At 71.9% G+C, this 20,119-nt stretch carries 15 protein-coding genes; 7 read left to right on the top strand and 8 right to left on the bottom strand.

Going from position 1 to position 20,119, the window contains the following annotated elements:
- Positions 1–60: 60 nt before the first annotated feature.
- Entirely contained in the window at positions 61–468 is a 408-nt protein-coding gene (locus ACZ7G3_RS09435) for a CoA-binding protein (RefSeq protein WP_470924439.1), read from the bottom strand.
- A 164-nt stretch (positions 469–632) separates the two neighbouring features.
- On the opposite strand from ACZ7G3_RS09435, the gene ACZ7G3_RS09430 reads away from it, so the two are divergent.
- Positions 633–1,349, top strand: a complete 717-nt coding sequence (locus ACZ7G3_RS09430) for a hypothetical protein (RefSeq protein WP_470924437.1) — start codon at positions 633–635, stop codon at positions 1,347–1,349.
- On the opposite strand, the gene ACZ7G3_RS09425 is transcribed toward ACZ7G3_RS09430, so the two are convergent.
- Positions 1,292–1,582, bottom strand: a complete 291-nt coding sequence (locus ACZ7G3_RS09425) for a hypothetical protein (protein WP_470924435.1) — start codon at positions 1,580–1,582, stop codon at positions 1,292–1,294. The genes ACZ7G3_RS09430 and ACZ7G3_RS09425 overlap by 58 nt on opposite strands.
- Before the next feature lie 139 nt (positions 1,583–1,721).
- Between ACZ7G3_RS09425 and ACZ7G3_RS09420 the strand changes: the two genes are divergently transcribed.
- The gene (locus ACZ7G3_RS09420; protein ID WP_426598539.1) at positions 1,722–2,348 is read left to right on the top strand and encodes a YigZ family protein; all 627 of its coding nucleotides are present in this window, start codon (positions 1,722–1,724) and stop codon (positions 2,346–2,348) included.
- A gap of 79 nt (positions 2,349–2,427) precedes the next feature.
- Here ACZ7G3_RS09420 and ACZ7G3_RS09415 read toward each other — a convergent pair whose 3' ends face one another.
- The 3 genes from ACZ7G3_RS09415 to ACZ7G3_RS09405 all read right to left on the bottom strand — a co-directional run bounded on the left by ACZ7G3_RS09415 (position 2,428) and on the right by ACZ7G3_RS09405 (position 5,676).
- A complete protein-coding gene (locus ACZ7G3_RS09415) occupies positions 2,428–3,291 on the bottom strand; it encodes a carbohydrate ABC transporter permease (protein ID WP_470924433.1) in 864 nt (287 codons plus the stop codon).
- Positions 3,288–4,262, bottom strand: a complete 975-nt coding sequence (locus ACZ7G3_RS09410) for a carbohydrate ABC transporter permease (RefSeq protein WP_426556385.1) — start codon at positions 4,260–4,262, stop codon at positions 3,288–3,290. The genes ACZ7G3_RS09415 and ACZ7G3_RS09410 overlap by 4 nt, the downstream gene beginning before the upstream one ends.
- A gap of 91 nt (positions 4,263–4,353) precedes the next feature.
- Positions 4,354–5,676, bottom strand: coding sequence for an ABC transporter substrate-binding protein (locus tag ACZ7G3_RS09405; RefSeq protein ID WP_470924431.1), 1,323 nt, complete (start codon positions 5,674–5,676; stop codon positions 4,354–4,356).
- 278 nt (positions 5,677–5,954) lie between these two features.
- Between ACZ7G3_RS09405 and ACZ7G3_RS09400 the strand changes: the two genes are divergently transcribed.
- Positions 5,955–8,378: a glycoside hydrolase family 2 protein gene (locus ACZ7G3_RS09400; protein ID WP_470924429.1), complete on the top strand. Its 2,424-nt coding sequence runs from the start codon at positions 5,955–5,957 to the stop codon at positions 8,376–8,378.
- Positions 8,375–9,421 carry a LacI family DNA-binding transcriptional regulator gene (locus ACZ7G3_RS09395; RefSeq protein ID WP_426598535.1) on the top strand — a complete coding sequence of 349 codons (1,047 nt, stop codon included), beginning with the start codon at positions 8,375–8,377 and terminating at the stop codon, positions 9,419–9,421. The genes ACZ7G3_RS09400 and ACZ7G3_RS09395 overlap by 4 nt, the downstream gene beginning before the upstream one ends.
- Before the next feature lie 195 nt (positions 9,422–9,616).
- On the opposite strand, the gene ACZ7G3_RS09390 is transcribed toward ACZ7G3_RS09395, so the two are convergent.
- The 3 genes from ACZ7G3_RS09390 to manA all read right to left on the bottom strand — a co-directional run bounded on the left by ACZ7G3_RS09390 (position 9,617) and on the right by manA (position 12,683).
- Complete coding sequence (locus tag ACZ7G3_RS09390; RefSeq protein WP_470924427.1) at positions 9,617–10,201, bottom strand: YdeI/OmpD-associated family protein; 585 nt, start codon at positions 10,199–10,201, stop codon at positions 9,617–9,619.
- 183 nt (positions 10,202–10,384) lie between these two features.
- Positions 10,385–11,359 carry an ROK family protein gene (locus ACZ7G3_RS09385; RefSeq protein ID WP_470924425.1) on the bottom strand — a complete coding sequence of 325 codons (975 nt, stop codon included), beginning with the start codon at positions 11,357–11,359 and terminating at the stop codon, positions 10,385–10,387.
- Positions 11,360–11,465: 106 nt separating this feature from the next.
- The gene (gene manA / locus ACZ7G3_RS09380) at positions 11,466–12,683 is read right to left on the bottom strand and encodes a mannose-6-phosphate isomerase, class I (RefSeq protein ID WP_470924423.1); all 1,218 of its coding nucleotides are present in this window, start codon (positions 12,681–12,683) and stop codon (positions 11,466–11,468) included.
- Positions 12,684–13,660: 977 nt separating this feature from the next.
- On the opposite strand from manA, the gene ACZ7G3_RS09375 reads away from it, so the two are divergent.
- The 3 genes from ACZ7G3_RS09375 to ACZ7G3_RS09365 all read left to right on the top strand — a co-directional run bounded on the left by ACZ7G3_RS09375 (position 13,661) and on the right by ACZ7G3_RS09365 (position 19,819).
- The gene (locus tag ACZ7G3_RS09375; protein WP_470924421.1) at positions 13,661–14,953 is read left to right on the top strand and encodes a cellulase family glycosylhydrolase; all 1,293 of its coding nucleotides are present in this window, start codon (positions 13,661–13,663) and stop codon (positions 14,951–14,953) included.
- Positions 14,954–15,665: 712 nt separating this feature from the next.
- Positions 15,666–16,829, top strand: coding sequence for an exonuclease SbcCD subunit D (locus ACZ7G3_RS09370; protein WP_470924420.1), 1,164 nt, complete (start codon positions 15,666–15,668; stop codon positions 16,827–16,829).
- A complete protein-coding gene (locus ACZ7G3_RS09365; protein ID WP_470924418.1) occupies positions 16,826–19,819 on the top strand; it encodes an AAA family ATPase in 2,994 nt (997 codons plus the stop codon). The genes ACZ7G3_RS09370 and ACZ7G3_RS09365 overlap by 4 nt, the downstream gene beginning before the upstream one ends.
- Positions 19,820–20,119: the final 300 nt, after the last annotated feature.

Below are 20,119 nucleotides of genomic sequence, written 5' to 3'. Positions count from 1 at the left end.
GGATCCCGGTGGCGGGCAGGGGGTCGGTCGAGCTGTGGGATGCCGGTGGTCGGGCAGGAGTCAGCCGAGCTGTGGGATCTCGATCGCCGGGCAGCGGTCCATCACCATCTCCAGTCCCGCGGCCCGGGTCCGCTCGTACGCGGCCTCGTCGATCACGCCGAGCTGGAACCAGACGGCCCCGGCCCCCTTGGCGACCGCCTCGTCGGCGACCGGTCCGGCCAGGTCGCTGTTGACGAAGACGTCGACGACGTCCACCGCGAAGGGGACGTCCGCGAGAGAGGCGTACCCCCGCTCACCGTGCACCGTCTCCGCCTTGGGATGCACGGGCACGACGCGCTTGCCGAAGCGCTGCAGCACCTCGGCGACGCCGTACGCCGCGCGCTGCCTGTTCGACGACAGGCCCACCACGGCCCAGGTGTCACCGAGTTCGGTGAGGATCTTCCGGACGGTTGCCTCGTCGCCGTACACCGGCGGCCTCCCTGGACTCCTGGACGACTCGCCTGCCGCGTGTCGTGTGTCGTGTCTTCCCGCAGGACAACGGACGGCGGCCCGCCGGGATTCCCGTGCGGCGGGGGAGCCGCGGCGAGCGCGCCCTCTGTGCGCCACCGCTCCACCCCGCCTACGCTCACCCCGTGCTGCGCATCATCGACGCCCGGACCCGAGAGCCCGCCCCCGCCGCCCCCGCCCGGCGGGGCCCCACCCGTGTCGAGGCGCACGCGCCGGGCCGCGGCACGACCGGACTGCGCGTGCTGCTCGTCGCCGACCTCCTGGTCCGCGCCCTGGAGCTGGACGGCACTCCCGTGTGGGCGGTGCTGACCGGCGCGGAGGAGGAGCCACGGCTGCGTGCGGACGCCGCGGCCCTCGGCATCCGGCCCTTCGACGACGGAGGAGCGGCCGGACCCGGACCGGGCGCCGGGCAGACCGTGCACGTCGTGCGCGAGGGCGGGGCCACTCCGGACGGGGCAACGGTCGCCGTGGCCTCCGTGGACGTGGCCGCACAGGGCACCGACGACCCCGACGCCGTGCGTCTCGCGCTGCTGGAGCGGCACCACCACGCGCGCGTGGAGCTCGACGCGAGCGCGCTGGACGATGCCGGGGAAACGCTCGCGCGCTGGCGCCGCGCGGTCGCCGCCTGGGCGCGGCAGCCTTCCCGTCCCGTCCCGGGCGAGGTGCGCGACCAGCTGCGAGCCGCGTGGGAGGACGACCTGGACGCCCCCGGGGTGCTGCGTGTGCTGCGCCGGGTGGAGACCGATCCGGACCTTCCGGACGGAGCCCGGTTCGAGACCTACGCCTACGCCGACCGGTTCCTCGGCCTCCACCTCGCCCGGGACGTCGGAACCCCGGCCTGAGCGCGCGCCGGGCTCCGGCCGCGGCCGCGCCGCCTGGCCGTCCCGCGGCACGCCAAGCAGGCCCACCCGCCGGCGTCGCCGGTCACGACCGCATGCTCGCCGTGCACGACCGTCCGCTCGTCGGTCACGACCGCATGCTCGCCGTGCACGACCGTCCGCTCGTCGGTCACGACCGCATGCTCGCCGTGCACGACCGTCCGCTCGTCGGCCACGACGGCACGCTCGTCGGCCACGACCGTCCGCTCGCCGGGCGAGGCCGCCGAGACTCAGCCGCGGCCGGACGGGCCCCCGGCCCCCGGCCCCCGGCGTGGCCCTGCCGGCCGCGGCGACGGTGCCGCGGGGCGTGCGACGGTGAGCGCATAGGCTGGCCGGATGCAGGACGAGTACCGCACCGTCGCCCGCGCGGGTGTGCACGAGACCGAGATCAACCGCTCCCGTTTCCTGTGCGCCCTCGCCCCGGCCGCCACCGAGCAGGAGGCCCAGGCGTTCGTCGCGGCCGTACGCAAGGAGCACGCGGACGCCAACCACAACTGCTGGGCGTACGTCATCGGGGCCGACGCCGCCGTGCAGAAGGCCAGTGACGACGGCGAGCCGGGCGGCACCGCGGGTGTCCCCATGCTCCAGATGCTGCTGCGCCGCGACATGCGGTACGTCGTCGCCGTCGTCACCCGCTACTTCGGAGGCGTCAAGCTCGGCGCGGGCGGACTCATCCGCGCCTACGGCGGCGCGGTCGGCGAGGCCCTGGACGACCTCGGCACTCTCACCCGCCGCCGGTTCCGCCTGGCCACGGTGACCGTCGACCACCAGCGCGCGGGCAAGCTCCAGAACGACCTGCGCACGGCGGGACGCGCGGTGCGCGACGTGCGGTACGACGAAGCCGTCACCATCGAGATCGGCCTGCCGGAGGCCGACGTGGCCGCCTTCCGGTCCTGGCTCGCGGACGCCACCGCGGGGTCGGCCGGGTTCGAACTGGGCGGCGAGGCGTACGGGGACGCGTGACCGCACCGGTTCACCGTCGCCGACGTGGTGTCTCCGGTGAGGCGGAGGCTCGTCCGCCCCACCGTGCGCGCGGAGCCCGCTACTTCGTGGCCCCCTGTGCGAACCCGTTGTAGATGTAGCGCTGGAGGAAGAGGAAGATCACCAGAGTGGGCACGATCACGAGGACGGCCCCGGCGGAGATGTTCTCCCAGTGCGCGCCGAACGGCCCCTTGAAGCGGAACAGGGCCGTGGACATGGTCCCGAGTTCCTCTGAGGGCATGTAGAGGAACGGGATGTAGAAGTCGTTGTACGTGGTGATGCCCTTGATGATGACCACGGTGGCGATCGCCGGCTTGAGCAGCGGGAAGATGATCTTCCGGTAGATGGTGAACGAGTTCGCGCCGTCGAGCCGCGCCGCTTCGTCGAGGGACTTCGGGATCCCGCGGATGAACTGCAGGAAGATGTAGATGGACACGATGTCGGTGCCCATGTAGAGCAGGATCGGGGCCCAGCGGGTGTCGAAGAGGCCGAAGCTGTTGACCACCTGGAAGGTGGCGACCTGGGTGGTCACGCCGGGCACCAGGGTGGCGATCAGGAACAGCGCCATGACGAGCTTCTTGAAGCGGAAGTCGAAGCGGTCGATGGCGTACGCGGTCATGGAACCGATGACCACGGTGCCGGTGACGGAGAACAGCAGGATGAAGGCCGTGTTGCCGAAGGCCGTCAGCATGTGGCCGTCGGTGAACGCCGTGGCGTAGTTGGAGAAGTTCAGCCAGTCGTCCGGCAGGGCCAGGGCGCCCTGGCCGTCGGAGATCTCGTCGTAGGACTTCAGCGAGGTCAGGAAGACGACGAGGAGTGGGACCAGGACCACGAGGGAGGCGACGACCAGCGACAGGTAGGTGAGGGCGCTGCCGATCGGGAGGCGCCGGCGGGGCCGGCCCTCGGTGGGGGCGGTGATGGTCATACGAGGTCCACCTTCTCGTCGGGCACGATGCGGCGCTGGATCCAGGTGATCAGCAGGATGATGACCAGCAGCACGACGGCAGAGGCGGAAGCCAGGCCGGTCTTGTTGAACTGGAAGGCGAACTTCACCGTCTGGATGACGAACGTCGAGGTCTCGGTCGCGCCGCCGGTCATGATGTACGGGATCTCGAAGACGGACAGGGAGCCGGAGATCGCCAGGATGACGCTGAGGCTCAGCACCGGGCGGATGCTGGGCGCGATGATGTGCCGGAACTGCTGCCACCGGGTCGCGCCGTCGAGCTGGGCGGCCTCGTAGAGCTCACCGGGGATCGACTGGATCGCGCCGAGGAACAGGACGAAGTTCAGGCCCGTGAAGCGCCACACGGACACCCCCGCGAGCGAGGTGTTGGCCGACTCCGGGCTGCCCAGCCACGCGTGGCCGGTGTCGGCGCCGAACCAGGACAGGACGGAGTCGAGGGTGCCGCCGTCCTGGAAGAAGTAGAGGAAGACGAAGCCGATCGCGACCCCGTTGATCAGGTAGGGGAAGAACAGGATGCCCTTGAACAGGTTCCTGAAGCGCAGGTCGAAGCTGAGGACCACGGCGAAGTACAGGGCGATCACGATCTGCACGGCGGAGGCCGCGAGGTAGTAGAAGCTGACCGCGAAGACCTTGAAGAGCTCGGGCCGGGTGAACAGCTCGGTGTAGTTGTCGCCGCCGACGAAGTTCCGGTCGGGGCTGACGCCGTCCCAGTCGGTGAAGCTGTAATAGATCATGTTGCCCACGGGCACGTACGTGAACGTGACCAGCAGGGCGAGGGGGGCCAGGAGGAACAGCCACGGGGTGATACGGCGCAGGGGCCGGTCATGCCACGAGGCAGCGCCCGGCGCACGGCGCCGGGAGGGCTGTTTAGCGGTCCGGCCCGGTTCGGTGGCCGGAGCGGGCGGTGATGCGGTGGAGGCGGTGCGGGTCATAGCGGGGCCAGGGCCTTTCGTCGTCCGCTGAGGGCACTGGGGCGGGTCCGGACCCCTCCCGCCGACGGGAGGGGCCCTGCCGGGCACCGGTTCAGGAGCCGGCCATCTGCCTGGCCTCGGACCAGCGCTCGTTCAGTTCGCCGAAGTAGCCGTCGAGCGACCCGTCCACGGCTCCGCGGGCGATGTCGATCAGCTTCTGCCGGTAGTCCGGCTTGGCCAGGCCGATCTCGGAGGCGTTGTCGATGGCGTTGACCTCGGCCGTCTTCGCCTCGGAGCGCTCCACCATCTTGACATCGTTGTCAACGTAGCCCTTGAGGGTGTCCGGCATACCCTCGGCCTTCAGGGCGGAGACCGCCCCCTCCTTCGCCGCGTAGCCCGACTTCTCGGTGAACCAGTCGATCCAGGCCCGGGCCGCGCTCTTGTGGTCGGAGTGGATGTTGACGGCCTGCTGGTAGTCGGAGACCAGGGTCGCGCAGAACGTGCCGCCCGTCTGGGCCGGGACGGGCATGAAGCCGATGTCGTCGGGGTTCTGGCCGGCCTTCTCGGCCGCGTCCCGCATCTGGTTGATCGCCCAGGAGCCGAGCATCATGCTGCCCACCTCGCCCTTGGCCAGGAGGGTCTTCGAGCTCTCCCAGTTGGTGGTGGCCGGGTCCTTCTCCGACAGCTTCTCGTGGACGATGTCGTGGAGCAGGGTGTCGAGCGCGTTCAGCTCCGTGCCCTTCTCCCAGGGCTTGTCCATCGAGGCCAGCTTGTCCGAAGCCTGGCTGTCGCAGCTCACGGACCCGACGCTGTTCGTCCAGGGGCTGCTGAGCGGCCAGCCGTCCTTGAAGTTCGTGTAGTAGGGCGTCGCGCCCGTCTTCTCCCCGACGGCCTTCAGGTCGTCCAGGAACTGCTGCGGCGTCGTCGGCCAATCGGTGATGCCGGCCTTCTTCCACAGCGCCTTGTTGTAGACGAAGCCGTTGGCGGTGCCGAAGGTGGCGATTCCGTAGGTCCTGCCGCCGACGTCGGTCTTGTCGGTGAAGCGGTAGGTGTTCTTCATCGTCGAGGTGTCGCCGAGCGGCGCGAAGAACTTGGGGTAGTCACCCTTGGCGATCACCGAGGGGATCAGCAGGACGTCGCCGTAGTCCTCCGTGTTCATGCGGATCTTCACCTCACCCTCGTAGTCGGTGAGGCCCTCGAACTCGACCTTCACCTCGGGGTAGGTCTTGTTGAACTCGGCGGCGTACTTCTTCATCGTCCCGTCCTGGATCAGGTCGGTGCGATTGGTCAGGACGGTGATGTCCCCCGAGACGCTGTCCGGGTTCACCGGCGCGGCAGCGGTCTCGTCGGCGTTCGGGCTCCCGCCCCCGCCGCACCCCGCGACGGTCAGCATCGCGGTGGTCAGCAGAGCGACGCCCAGCGTCTTCTTCCCCATGTGCCCAGCTCCTTCCAAGGATTACGGCTCGGGCTCCGGTGGTTGTCGGCGACTATGTCAGGCACGCGTGAACCGGTAAAGCTAAGTGCCGCACCGCGATACTTAATCGTTACCGGCGGTGAATGCCTGCGCCAAATGCCGCTGGCGCTCACACCGGCACTCACGGCGGAGCAGTGGTGGCTCCTGTCAGGAGGTGAGGGCTAGACCGGTTCACTTGTGTGGGGTTAAGTTGGCCGCGTCGTACAGGAAACGGGCCCGTCCCGCCTAAGGAGCCGCACATGAAGGAAGTCGTCCAGCTCACCGAGGACTGGAGCCTGCGCCACGGCGAGAGCCTGCTGCCCGCCCAGGTCCCCGGCTGTGTCCACACCGATCTGCTCACGGCCGGCCTGATCCCGGACCCCTTCCTCGGTGTCAACGAGCCGGAGGTGGCGTGGGTCGGACAGCGTGCCTGGACCTACGTCCGGGACGTGGCGGCCACCGACACCGCCGAGGAGGGCCACGAGCGGACCGACCTGGTCTTCGACGGACTCGACACGGCCGCGACCGTCACCCTGGGCGGGCGGGAACTGGGGCGCACCCGCAACATGCACCGCCACCACCGCTTCGACGTCACCGGCCACCACGGGCAGCTGAAGGTGGACTTCGCCTCCGCCTACGACGAGGCGGCGGCGGTACGGGCCCTGACGGGCGAGCGGCCCAACGTCTACCCGGAGCCGTTCCAGTACATCCGCAAGATGGCGAGCAGCTTCGGCTGGGACTGGGGCCCGACACTGGTGACCGCCGGGATCTGGCGTCCGGTCCGGCTGGAACGCTGGTCGACGGCGAGACTGGCCGGCGTGCGTCCCCTGGTGACGGTCGAGGGCGGCACCGGACGGGTCGAGGTGCGGGTGGAGGTCGAGCGCACGGCACAGGGAGCGCACCGTTCGCTCGCCGTGCGGGCCACGGTCGCCGGTGTCGAGACCCGCGCGCCCGTGGACGGTACGCGGGCCGTGCTGACGCTCGACGTGCCCGACGTCTCCCTGTGGTGGCCGCGCGGCTACGGTGCGCAGCCGCTCCACGACCTGGAGGTCGCGCTCGTCGAGGACGGGCCCGAGGCGAGGGCCCTGGACTCCTGGCAGCGGCGGATCGGTTTCCGGACCGTGGAGCTGGACCGCTCCGAGGACGCGCACGGAACCGGGTTCACCCTGATCGTCAACGGTGTACGGCTCTTCGTCCGCGGTGTGAACTGGATCCCCGACGACGTCTTCCCCTCCCGGATCACACCCGAGCGGTACCGCACGCGGCTGCACCAGACGGCCGAGGCGGGAGTGGACCTGGTGCGCATCTGGGGCGGCGGGATCTACGAGGACGACGCCTTCTACGACGCGTGCGACGAACTGGGTCTCATGGTCTGGCAGGACTTCCTCTTCGCCTGCGCCGCCTATCCCGAGGAGCAGCCGTTGCGCGGCGAGGTGGAGGCGGAGGCGCGCGACAACGTTGTCCGCCTGATGCCGCACCCGAGCCTCGTCCTGTGGAACGGCAACAACGAGAACCTGTGGGGCTTCCGCGACTGGGACTGGGAGCCCGAACTCGCCGGCGACTCCTGGGGCGGCGGCTACTACCTGGACCTGCTGCCGCGCGTCGTCGCCGAGCTCGACCCGACCCGGCCCTACACCGCGGGCAGCCCCTGGTCCGGCTCGTGGGACCACCACCCCAACGATCCGGCCCACGGCACCCACCACTCCTGGGAGGTCTGGAACCGCCGGGACTACGCCGAGTACCGCGACTCGGTGCCCCGCTTCGTCTCGGAGTTCGGCTGGCAGGCACCCCCCGCCATGGCGACCCTGCGGCGCGCGCTGCCCGGTGAGCAACTCGCTCCCGACTCGCCCGGCATGCTGCACCACCAGAAGGCCGAGGACGGCAACGGCAAGCTGAACCGGGGCCTGGCACGCCACTTCGCCCTGCCCGAGGGCGACTTCGACCGCTGGCACTACCTCACCCAGGTCGTACAGGCCCGCGCGATCGCCGCCGGCATCGAGCACTGGCGCTCGCACTGGCCGGTCTGCGCCGGCACCATCGTCTGGCAGATCAACGACTGCTGGCCGGTCAGCTCATGGGCCGCCATCGACGGCGACGGAAGGCTCAAGCCCCTGTACCACGAGCTGCGGCGGGTCTACGCGGATCGCCTCCTCACCCTCCAGCCGGACACCGACGGCCCGGTCCTCGCCGTCGTCAACCAGGCACCGGAGCCGTGGCAGGCCCCGGTGACCCTGCGCCGGATGCGGGCGGACGGCACCGAGTTGGCGAAGCTGGTCCTCGACGTGACCGTGAACGCCCGTTCGGTGCACCGGCAGAGTGTGCCGGAGGAACTGGTGCCGGACGAGCGGTCGGGCGAGGAGTTCCTCGTCGCCGACTGCGGCGGCCTGCGCGCGCTGCATGTTCCCGTGCCGGACAAGGACTTCGCGTACCCGGTACCTCACTACGACGTGGCCGTGGAGTCCCCGGTCGGTGGTGATGCGAGTAGTGTCGAGGTCGTGGTGACAGCACACACTCTCGTACGTGACCTCCTCCTGCAGGCCGACCGGCTCGGCCCGGACGCGGTCTGCGACACCGGACTACGCACCCTCCTTCCCGGAGAACGGGCCCGCCTCCGGGTCACGAGGGCGGCCGAAGCCGGGGCCAACGCCGTGCGCGCCGCACTGTTCTGCGTGGAACCGGCGTGAGCGCACCCTCCGAACGCGTCACCATCAAGGACGTGGCCGCCGCCGCGGGCGTGTCCAAAGGTGCCGTGTCGCTGGCGTTCAACCACAAACCGGGTGTCTCCGAGGCCACCCGGGAGCGGATCTTCGCGGCGGCGCGGCAGCTGGGCTGGGCACCGAACTCCTCGGCCCGCAGCCTGTCCCGGCAGTCGGTCGACACCGTCGGGCTGGCCATCTGCCGGCCGGCCCGGCTGCTGGGCCTGGAGCCCTTCTACATGGAGTTCGTCTCCGGCATCGAGAGCGTGCTGGCCGAGCGGGACTGCTCGCTGCTGCTGCGACTGGTCGACTCCCTGGAGGAGGAGATCGGACTGCAGGAGCGCTGGTGGAGGGAGCGGCAGATCGGCGGCTCGATCCTGGTCGACTTCCACCAGGAGGACCCGCGTGTCGAACCGCTGCGCAAGCTGGGCCTGCCGGCCGTGGCGGTCGGCCACCCGTCCCTCACCGGGGGCTTCCCTTCCGTCTGGACCGATGACGCCGCCGCCGTCGCCGAGGCGGTGCGTTACCTGGCGGCGTTGGGGCACCGGCGCATCGCGCACGTGGGAGGCCCCCGCGGCCTGGGGCACAGCGCCATCCGGACGACCGCCTTCGAACAGACCATGAGGGAGCTCGGCCTCGACAGCGGCCCGCACGCGGAGACGAGCTTCTCGGGCGACGACGGGGCGCGTGCCACGCGCTCCCTGCTGCTGGCCCGGGAGCGGCCCACGGCGATCCTCTACGACAACGACATCATGGCGGTCGCCGGACTGGGCGTCGCCGCCGAGATGGGCATCTCGGTGCCGGACGACCTGTCCCTGCTGGCCTGGGACGACTCCCAGCTGTGCCGGCTGACCCATCCGACGCTGTCCGCGATGAGCCACGACGTCCACGGCTTCGGCGCCCAGGTCACACGCGTGCTGTTCGACGTTCTCGACGGCCGCCAGGTCGCCTCCCGGCCGGTGGCGACACCGTCCCTGGTACCGCGTGCCTCGACCGCCGCACCCCGCCCTGAGAGATACACGGACGTCTGACGGTACGGCGTCTGGATACGACGTCCGGCGATACGGCGTCTTGGAGATACACGAACGTGGGAGGGGTGCGGCATCCTGCCGCGCCCCTCCCACGTTCTCGTCCCCTGCACGGACGGCTCCTAGTCACCTGATGAGTACGCAACCCGGTGATCACTTCGGGTCACAGCACCGGCGGTCCGGCGTTCCACCGGGGCGTCACCCTTCGCCCACTGGCCGCCCCTCCGCCAGGTCCCGTACCGCCCGCTCCAGCCACGTCCGGCGAGTCTCCGACGTCGTGGCCCGGAGCAGCGGGAGCAGCACGAGGTAGCGGGCGGTCCGGTCGAGCGCGTCGAAGGCCGCGCGCGCCACCGGGTCCGCGGCCAGCGCCGCAGCAAGGTCGTCCGGGACAACAGCCGTCGCCTGCGACGCGTACGCGCGGTCCCAGCGGCCGTCCTCCCGGGCCCGTCGGACCTCGGCGAGGCCGGGCTCCCGCATCCGGCCCGCCCCCGTCAGCGCCGCGACCTTCTCGACATTCACCCGCGACCACAGGCTCCTCGGCCGCCGTGGCCCGTACTTCTGCAGGTAGTGCCGGTCGTCCAAGCCCCGACGCTGCCCGGAGATCCAGCCCCAGCACAGTCCCACGTCGACCAGTTCGTCATCCGTGACCGACGCGATCCCCGAAGCCTTCTTCGCAACCTTGACCCACACGCCCTCGCGGCGGGTGTGGTGCTCGGCCAGCCAGTCCTCGAAGGCCGCCGCGTCCGGGAACGCGACGACTTCCACCCCGTTGAACGGCTCCATACGGGCCAGGCCAGCCCGGCCGCGCCCCAGCCGGAGCGGGCAACGCCTGATGCCGGTACGTCGGGGAGCTTGCGGTGATGGGACACGTGTCGCACATCTGTCGATCGACGAACAGAAGGCCGTAAAACCGAGAGTGCCGCACGGCATCTGATGAACGGCGGAAATCCGCCTGGGTAAAACCGGTTAAGTACCTGTCGCGAACACGGCTCCCGCCGCTGTGCCACCGGCCTCCCGCAATTGCAGGCGGGCGGCCGCCGCAGCTCCGACGAGGCCCGCGTCCCGCGCCAGAGCGGCGGGGCGCACCTCGAGACCGCGGGCGAAGTCGAGTACCGCGAAGGTGCGCAGATGGCGGCGGAGCGGAGTGAACAGCGTCTCCCCGGCCTGGGCGACACCACCCCCGATGACCGCGACCTCGATCTCCAGCAGTGTCGCGCTGCCGGCGATGGCGGCGGCCAGGGCCCGTGCCGAGCGGTCGTACGCGGCCAGGGCGCGTTCGTCGCCCGCGCGGGCGGAGGCGGCGACGGCAGCGGCCGTCGGCTCCGCGCCCGGCTGCGGTGTCCAGCCCGTCCGCACCGCGTGTCGGGCGATGGCGGTTCCGCTGGCGTATCCCTCCACGCATCCCCGTGCGCCGCAGGCGCAGGGGGCGCCGTCGAGGCCGACGGAGATGTGACCGATGTGCCCGGCGTTCCCCGAGGGCCCCGGATGCAGTCGGCCGCCCAGAACATACCCGCCTCCGACGCCGGTCGAGACCACCATGCACAGTGCGTGGTCCACTCCGCGAGCGGCGCCGAGCCAGTGTTCGGCGGCGGTCATGGCCACGGCGTCTCCGAGCAGGACCGGTCTGATGCCGGCGAAGAGCATCGGATGGGCGCGCACGCTCTCGACGAGGGGAAAGGCCCGCCAGGCGGGAATGTTCACGGGACTTACCGTGCCGGCCGCCGTGTCGACCGGGCCCGCGCTCGCGATGCCCAGTCCACGTACCGTGCCCCAGGCCGGGGCGGCGGCCAGGGTGTCGATCACGGCGTCGACGGTCCGGGCCATGCGCTGGGTGGATTCCCGTGCGGGTGTGGGGAGTTCGGCGCGGTGGACGACGGTCCCCCGTTCGTCCACCAACGCACCCGCGATCTTGGTCCCTCCGATGTCCAGGGCGGCGTACACCGATTCAGTCCTCTCGGGCCGGTCGGGCCTCCCTGCGCACCGCTTACCGGCGGCGTCGAGCGAGAGGCCCGGACAACGTTGTCAAAGAAATGGGCGGCAGCAGGTCTTACGCGAGGGGGCCACGTTCGGCCGGGCTCAGGCCGGCGGCTGCCACGAACAGCGTTCCCTCGCCCTCCACCAGGACGCCGTCGTCCGAGGCGGACAGGAAGCAGGAGTCGCCGGGGCCGAGCCGAAGGTGGTCCGTGCGACCCGCGCGCAGTCGGACCGATCCGTCCGTGCAGAAGGCGATGCGAGGGCCGGCCGACGGCACGAGGGGTCCGCCCGAGCCGTCGAGCCGGGTCCGGTGGAGGGAGAACTCCTCCACCGGGCAGTCGTACAGCTGTGTGGAACCGGGCCCCGGGACGCCGGTGGGCGTCACCTCGGGTACGCGCACCGCCGGGTCGGTGATCCGAAGCAGCTCGGGCACGTTCACTTCCTTGGCCGTCAGCCCGGCCCGCAGCACGTTGTCGGAGTTGGCGAGCAGTTCGAGTCCGACGCCCCGCACGTAGGCGTGCAGTCCACCGGCCGGCATGAACAGCGCCGCACCGGGTTCCAGGACCCGGTGGTTCAGGAGGAGGGAGGCCACGAGCCCGAGATCTCCGGGGTGGTGCCGGGACATGCGCTCCACCGCCGCATACGCCTCCGCGTGGGGGCCGTCGGACCGCGCCCGGCGTCGGCATGACTCCACGACGCCGCGCACCAGCGCCGCGCGGTCATCACTCGGCCACTCGAGTACGGCCCGCAGGGCGCCGGTCAGCACCTGGTCGCCGGCGCCGGCCTGCAGCAGCGCGACGACCGGGCGCAACCGGCCGACCTCCAGGTCCTCCAGCACGCGCACGGCCTCCGCGCGGTCGCGGAAGCCGGCCAGCACCTCGAACCGGCTCAGCGCGCACAGCAGCTCGGGCTTGGGCCAGCCGTCCACGTAGGGGCCGTGACGGCCGTCGGCCTGCTGCGCGGCGAAGGCCGAGCGCGCCTGCTCCCGGTCGGGGTGCACCTGTATGGACAGGGGTTGCTCGGCGGCCAGTACCTTCAGCAGGAAGGGCAGCCTTCCCCCGAACCGCCGGGCACACGCGGCCCCCAGCTCCCTCTCGGGGCCGTCGGACACGGCGTCCAGGAGGGTCAGCTCTCGTCCGCCGCGCGTCATGCCCGCGGGGCCGGACGGGTGTGCGCCCATCCACAACTCCGCCTCCGGCCCGGCCGAGGGCGTCCCTCTGCCCTGCAGTCGGGCCAGTGCCTCGTGCGAGCCCCATGCGTATGGCTTGATGACCGGTTGAAGTAGATCCACGTTTTCACGTTAACGGCGTACGAACGAACTCCATGGCCCGATCGGCTTCCTGTTATTGAACCGGTATAGTGACGCCCCGAGGGGATCTACGGGTCATTCCTGCCGTGCGGTGTGAAGGGTGCGGGAGGACGGAAGGCCGAACGGTGAACGGCGAACGGCGGAGGGTGTGGGGCGCCTGCCTGTGAGGCGGCGTGCGCGGATCCGGGCCCGGAGCCCGTTCCGGCGGAAAGCGGCTCCCGCGACGCGGCATGAAGACGTAGGCGGCCTCCCGGTGCCGGTGCCGGTGCCGGGGGCGGGGGCGTGAGTGACGGGCAGGTGCCCGTCAAGGGGGCGCGTCCGGGGGCAGGGACACCAGGGGGCGTGGGCGTCCCGGTCGGCGTGTGGGGGTGGCCATGGATGGCGTCTCTTTCGTTCGAAGGCGAGACGGCTCGTCGCGTCGGCGGGTGCGACGGGTCTGGCCTCGAGATTTCGGCGCGGGTAGTGCAGGTCGGCCCGTGTACCGGTTAACCAGGTAGGAACGTAGAGCGACGTCGTTCCACTGTCAATCAGTTGCGCCAGCTCTGTTTCCGCTGGTGGTTAACCACTTTGTCGCGTCCATCGGGACTGGTCAGCCCGTTTAGCGGTTTAGTCCCGGGGGTGCGGTCGTGCTCGGTGGACGGATCGCGAACCGGCTATTGACATGGACGGAACACCCGGTGCCTCATGGTGTGGCGATGGCCCGGTGGCGCCCCATGGGGCCGAAGTCGCGGCAGGGCGAGGTCACTTGTCGGCGCTCACCCGCACCGGCGACGCCTGCGAAGCCTGCCTTTGGTCACACCTCTGTCGAAGTGCCCGCGACGCTCACCAATCCTGCTCTCAGGAGTCGATGCCGGCACCAGACATCGTTGTCAGCGAGACGCGGCCCGCCCTCGCGGGCATCGGCGCGCTCCGCACCACCCGCACCGCGTTCGTATCCGCAGCCGCATACAAGGAGAGACATGCGAAAGCCGAGAAGCACCCTGATCACGACGGCGGGCATGGCGTTCGCCGCAGTCCTGGGCCTGCTGGTCTCGTTTGCCGGCCCCTCCGTCGGCGAGGCCGAGGCGGCACCCACCGGTATCCGTGTCAGTGACGGAAACGTGGTCGAGGCGAACGGGAACGAGTTCGTCATGCGCGGGGTCAACCACGCCCACACCTGGTACCCCGAGCGCACGAGCTCCATCGCCGACATCGCGGCCAAGGGTGCCAACACCGTCCGCGTCGTCCTCAGCAGCGGCGACCGGTGGACGCGGACGAGCGCCTCCGAGGTCTCCTCCCTCATCGGCCAGTGCAAGGCCAGCAAGGTCATCTGCGTGCTGGAGGTGCACGACACCACCGGCTACGGAGAGGACGGCGCCGCCACCACCCTGGACAGGGCCGCCGACTACTGGATCGGCATCAAGGGCGCGCTCCAGGGCCAGGAGGACTACGTCATCGTCAACATCGGCAACGAGCCGTTCGGCAACTCCGGCTACGCGGCCTGGACCGACGCCACCAAGAGCGCGATCGGCAAGCTCCGGGGCGCCGGCATCAGCCACGCCCTGATGGTCGACGCCCCCAACTGGGGTCAGGACTGGTCCGGGACCATGAGGGGCAACGCGGCCTCGGTCTTCGCCTCCGACCCCGACCGCAACACCATCTTCTCGATCCACATGTACGGCGTCTACGACACGGCCGCCGAGGTGCAGGGCTACCTGAACCACTTCGTCGACAACGGACTGCCCATCGTCGTGGGCGAGTTCGGCGACCAGCACAGCGACGGCAACCCGAACGAGGACGCCATCATGGCGACCGCGCAGTCCTTGGGCGTGGGTTATATCGGTTGGTCCTGGAGCGGCAACGGCAGCGGCGTCGAGTACCTCGACATGGTCAACGGCTTCGACGCGAACTCCCTGACCACCTGGGGCAACCGCATCATCAACGGCGCCAACGGCATCGCGGCCACGTCCGAGACCGCCACCGTCTACGGCAGCGGGGGCGGAACGGGCGGCGGTACCGCGCCCAACGGTTACCCGTACTGCGTCAACGGCGGCTCGTCCGATCCCGACGGTGACGGGTGGGGCTGGGAGAACAGCCGTTCCTGCGTGGTCCGGGGCAGCGGCGCCGACACCGGGGGCGGGACGGGCGGCGGTACCGCGCCCAACGGTTACCCGTACTGCGTCAACGGCGGCTCGTCCGACCCCGACGGTGACGGGTGGGGCTGGGAGAACAGCCGTTCCTGCGTGGTCCGGGGCAGCGGCGCGGACAGCTGACGCCCTCGCGCACCTTCACATTCATGGGTCGTCCTCCCGGTCCTCGGGGCGGGGGGACAACCCGATGCGCGGCCCCGGCTCGGCCCTCCACGACCCCGAGACCGAGGTGAGGTGGCGGGCGCCGCACAGCATCCGGCTCGCGTCCGGCTCCGCACTGAACCGGCTCCGTACTGAACCGGCTGCAAGAGGGACTCGACGCGCTGCAGCGCTCAACGCTGGGCGAGCCGGCGGAATCCGACGCCGGTCAGGCACCCGCGTGTACGTGCCCGGCCCGGCGTACGAGCAGTCGTAGCCGGGTCTCCGCATGTCCCGCAGCCGCGCACGCTGTGCGGGCCGATGCCTCGCAGCGGGCAGCAGGCGGGCCCGCTGCCCGGGCCGGTGGCGGCGGTGCGCGCCGGGCCGCCCGGCGGCTCGTCCGGATCCGCCAGGGGCGACGATGGCCATGGTCGCCCTGCGGTAAACCCTGGTCGGACGGCGGACGGCGGACGGCGGACGGCGGACGGCGGACGGCGATCGGCGATCGGCGACCTCGGCGATGCGAGAGGGAACGGCATCCTGGAAGGACGTTCCATCGTCCGGGTGATTCGAGGACAGTGGTGGGTCAGAGGCCCCCATGCGTTAGCGTGACGAGCGTCGGTAGTGAGCTCCGTGCTGGTTCGCGCTGGTTGCGAAGGTGCAGTAAGGGTAGAAACGTGCAGGTCAGGGCAATTTCATGAGAATTCTGCACACTTCCGACTGGCATCTCGGCCGGGCGTTCCACCGGGTGAACATGCTTGAGGCCCAGGCCGGGTTCATCGGCCATCTCGTCGAGACCGTGCGGGACCAGGGCGTCGACGCCGTGGTCGTGTCGGGAGACGTGTACGACCGTGCCGTGCCGCCGCTGGCCGCCGTCGAGCTCTTCGACGACGCCCTGCACCGCCTGGCCGACCTCGGCGTGCCCACGGTGATGATCTCCGGCAACCACGACTCGGCACGCCGCCTGGGCGTCGGCGCCGGGCTCATCGACCGTGCCGGCATCCACCTGCGCACCGACCCGGCGGGATGCGGATCCCCGGTCGTGCTGGAGGACGCGCACGGTGAGGTGGCCTTCTACGGGCTGCCGTACCTCGAGCCGGCTCTGGTGAAGGCCGGGCTCGGGGTCGAGAAGGCGGGTCATGAGGCCGTGCTCGCCGCCGCCATGGACCGGGTCCGTGCCGACCTCGCCACTCGCGCGCGCGGCACCCGTTCCGTCGTCCTCGCGCATGCCTTCGTCACCGGCGGCGAGCAGAGCGACAGCGAGCGGGACATCACCGTCGGCGGGGTCGCGGCAGTGCCCGCCGGTGTCTTCGACGGCGTCGACTACGTGGCGCTCGGGCACCTGCACGGCTGCCAGGCCCTCACCGAGCGCGTCCGCTACTCCGGGTCCCCGCTGCCGTACTCCTTCTCGGAGGCCACGCACCGCAAGAGCATGTGGCTCGTGGACCTGGACGCCGACGGCTCGGTCACCGCCGAGCGGGTCGACTGCCCGGTGCCGCGCTCTCTGGCCCGGCTGCGCGGCACCCTGGAGGAGCTGCTCGCCGACCCCGAGCTGACCCGGCACGAGGAGGCGTGGGTCGAGGCGACCCTCACCGATCCGGTCCGCCCCGCCGACCCCATGGCCCGGCTCACCGAGCGCTTCCCGCACACGCTGACCCTCGTCTTCGACCCCGAGCGGCCCCCGGACGGCCCGGCCGTGTCCTACGCGCGACGCCTCGCCGGCCGCAGCGACCAGCAGATCGCGGAGGACTTCGTGACGCACGTGCGCGGAGCCGGGCCCGACGACCGCGAACAGACCGTGCTGCGGGACGCCTTCGACGCGGTGCGCGCCGACGAGACCGTGCGGGAGGTGGCCCGGTGAGGCTGCACCGGCTGGACATCACCGCCTTCGGCCCCTTCGGCGGATCACAGAGCGTCGACTTCGACGACCTGTCGGCCGCCGGACTCTTCCTGCTGCACGGGCCCACCGGCGCCGGCAAGACCTCCGTCCTCGACGCCGTGTGCTACGCGCTGTACGGGTCGGTGCCCGGCGCCCGCCAGAGCGGCCAGGGAATGACCCTGCGCAGCGACCACGCCGCCGTCGGCACGCGGACCGAGGTGCGCCTCGCCCTCACCGTCGCCGGGCGGCGACTGGAGGTCACCCGGCAGCCGCCCTGGGAGCGTCCGAAGCTGCGGGGCAAGGGCACGACCGTCGACAAGGCCCAGACCTGGCTGCGCGAGTACGACGCGACGGCCGGTGCCTGGAAGGACCTCAGCCGCTCCCACCAGGAGATCGGCGAGGAGATCACGCAGTTGCTCGGGATGAGCCGCGAGCAGTTCTGCCAGGTCGTACTGCTGCCGCAGGGCGATTTCGCGCGCTTCCTGCGCGCCGACGCGGAGGCTCGCGGCAAGCTGCTCGGCCGGCTCTTCGACACCCGGCGCTTCGCCGAGGTCGAGAAGCGCCTCGTCGAGCGGCGCCGCACGACCGAGGCCCGGGTGCGCGAAGGGGACGCCGCGCTGCTGGCCGACGCCCACCGGATGCAGCAGGCCGCCGGCGACGCCATGGATCTGCCGGAGCTGGCGCCGGGCGAGCCCGGTCTGGCCGAGGCGGTCCTCGCCGCCGCCGCTCTCGCGCGCAGCACGGCCCGGGAGCTGCTGACCGTCGCCGACTGCCGGCTCACGGCCACCGAGGCCGACCGGGCCGCCGCCGAACGCGACCTCGCCGACGCACGGGAACTGGACCGGCTGCAGCGGCGGTTCGCCGAGGCCCGGGAGCGGGAAGCGCTGCTGGCACAGCGGGCCGACGCCCACCGCGCCGCACAGGAACGCATGGCACGGGCCCGCAAGGCCGAAGCGGTGGCCCCCGCCCTGGAGCTGCGGGACGCCGCCGACGCCGAGCACCGGAGGGCGGCAGCCGCGGAAACCCACGCGCGTGCCCTGCTGCCCGAGGCCCTCGCGGACGCCGGGGCCGCAGGGCTCGCCGCCGCCGCGCGTCGGGCAGCCGAGGAACTGGGCGGGCTGGAGTCGACCCGGCGGGCCGAACGGCGCCTCGCGGACCTGGTCGAGGAGCGGGCCGCGCTGGACCGCCAGGAACGCGCCGACGAGGACGTCCTGCACGAGGCGGAGACCTGGCTCGCCGACTGGGAGACCACACGCACCGCACTGCAGGCCCGCGTCGACTCCGCGCAGGAGGCCGCGGCCCACGCCGAACAGCTCGCCGTGCAGCGCGACCCGGCGCAGCGGCGGCTCGCCGCGGCCCGGCAGCGGGACCGGTACGCCGCCGACGCGCAGGAGGCCCAACGGCACGCCCTCGCCGCGGCCGAACGCGCCGTCGAGGCCCGTGCCCACTGGCTCGACCTCAAGGAACAGCGGCTGACCGGCATCGCCGCCGAACTCGCCGAGGGCCTCACCGACGGCGCACCGTGTGCCGTGTGCGGCGCCCTCGAACACCCCGCCCCCGCGCGCAGGATCGCAGGGCATGTCGGCCGCGAGGCGGAGGAGCGCGCCCTCGCCGCCTACCAGGACGCCGACGAGCGGCGCGCGGACGCCGAACGGCGCCTGGGCGCCGTACGGGAGGCACTCGCCGCCGCCGCGGCGGAGGCTGGGGAGACGCCCACCGCCCGGCTCGCCGAAGAGGCCGAGGAACTGGAGCGGCGGTACGCGCGGGCGCGGGCCAGCGCCTCCGGGACGCACGCCGCGCAGGAGGAGCTGCGCCGGGCGGAGCACGAGCGCGAGCAGCGGATCACCGCCCAGCAGCAGGCCGCCGTGCGGGCCGCCTCCCGGGTCGGCAACCGGGAGCGGCTGGAGAGCGAACGGGCCGCACTGGAGGAGGAGTTGACGAGGGCTCGCGGCAGCGCCGGCAGTGTGGCGGCGCGAGCGGAGCAGCTGGAGCGCCGGGCCGCGCTGCTGACGGAGGCGGCCGACGCCGTCCGCCTCGCCGAGGACACGGCCCAGCGGCTCAAGGACGCCGACGCCCGTCTCGCCGACGCCGCCTTCCGCGCCGGCTTCGACACCCCGCGGGACGCCGCCGCCGCGCTGCTCGACGACGCCGCCCACCGCGAGCTGCAACGGCGGCTCGACGCATGGGACTCCGAGGAGGCCGCCGTCCGCGCGGTCCTCACCGAGGCCGACACCGCTGCCGCCGCCCAGCGGCCGCCCGCCGACGTGGCGGCGGCGGAACTCGCCGCCGCCGACGCGGGCCGCCGCCTGCGCGACGCCGCCTCCGCACGCGACGCGGCCGCCCGGTGCTGCGCCGAACTGGACCGGCTGTCCGCGCGGGCCACCACCTCCGCGCGCCGGCTCGCCCCGCTGCGCGAGGAGCACACCCGCGTCGCCCGGCTCGCCTCGCTCGCCGCGGGTACCTCCGCGGACAACGAACGCCGGATGCGCCTGGAGTCGTACGTGCTGGCGGCCCGTCTGGAGCAGGTGGCCGCCGCGGCCACCGCACGGCTCCAGCGCATGTCCTCCGGCCGCTACACCCTCGTCCACTCCGACGACCGCACCGGGCGCGGCCGCAGCGGCCTCGGCCTGCACGTCGTCGACGCCTGGACCGGCCGCGAACGCGACACGGCCACCCTGTCCGGCGGTGAGACGTTCTTCGCCTCGCTCGCCCTCGCACTGGGCCTCGCCGACGTGGTCACGGACGAGGCGGGCGGTGTCCGCCTGGACACCCTCTTCATCGACGAGGGCTTCGGCAGCCTCGACGACCAGACCCTCGACGAGGTCCTCGACGTCCTCGACTCACTGCGCGAGCGGGACCGCAGCGTCGGCATCGTCAGCCATGTCGCCGATCTGCGGCGGCGGATCCACGCCCAGCTGGAGGTCGTGAAGGGACGGTCGGGGTCGGTGCTGCGGCAGCGGGGTGCCACCTGAGGGGTTCCGGCGGAACCCCGGCGGCCCGGCGGCCGGCGGGGGAGCGGTGGGAAGCAGGCGACGCTCGTGGTCATCGACCCCAGCTCGACGTACGAGGACGTCACCGCGCTCTTCCCCGCCGAGTGGTGGGGCATGCCGGACGATCCGGCCCGCCTCGTCGCGCGGCTCGCCACGGACGAGGCGACAGTGGTCTCCCCGGCTCGAACGCAGTCGAGAGCTGGGGAAGGGGCACCGGGCAGGTCATCGACTCGGAAGGCGGCTCCAGGCGATGAGCACGGCCCGGCGCCGGTTCGGATCCCG

It is taken from the genome of Streptomyces sp. NPDC037271 (assembly GCF_055603605.1).
Note: the sequence above shows the minus strand (reverse complement) of the source record. Positions and strands in the feature narration are given on the sequence as shown.

Excerpts from the sequence above, each read along its gene's own strand:
- ACZ7G3_RS09405 (WP_470924431.1), bottom strand. The coding sequence starts at position 5,676 with ATGGGGAAGAAGACGCTGGGCGTCGCTCTGCTGACCACCGCGATGCTG.
- ACZ7G3_RS09415 (WP_470924433.1), bottom strand. The coding sequence starts at position 3,291 with ATGACCATCACCGCCCCCACCGAGGGCCGGCCCCGCCGGCGCCTCCCG.
- ACZ7G3_RS09420 (WP_426598539.1), top strand. The coding sequence starts at position 1,722 with ATGCAGGACGAGTACCGCACCGTCGCCCGCGCGGGTGTGCACGAGACC.
- ACZ7G3_RS09390 (WP_470924427.1), bottom strand. The coding sequence starts at position 10,201 with ATGGAGCCGTTCAACGGGGTGGAAGTCGTCGCGTTCCCGGACGCGGCG.
- ACZ7G3_RS09375 (WP_470924421.1), top strand. The coding sequence starts at position 13,661 with ATGCGAAAGCCGAGAAGCACCCTGATCACGACGGCGGGCATGGCGTTC.
- ACZ7G3_RS09400 (WP_470924429.1), top strand. The coding sequence starts at position 5,955 with ATGAAGGAAGTCGTCCAGCTCACCGAGGACTGGAGCCTGCGCCACGGC.
- ACZ7G3_RS09370 (WP_470924420.1), top strand. The coding sequence starts at position 15,666 with ATGAGAATTCTGCACACTTCCGACTGGCATCTCGGCCGGGCGTTCCAC.
- ACZ7G3_RS09410 (WP_426556385.1), bottom strand. The coding sequence starts at position 4,262 with ATGACCCGCACCGCCTCCACCGCATCACCGCCCGCTCCGGCCACCGAA.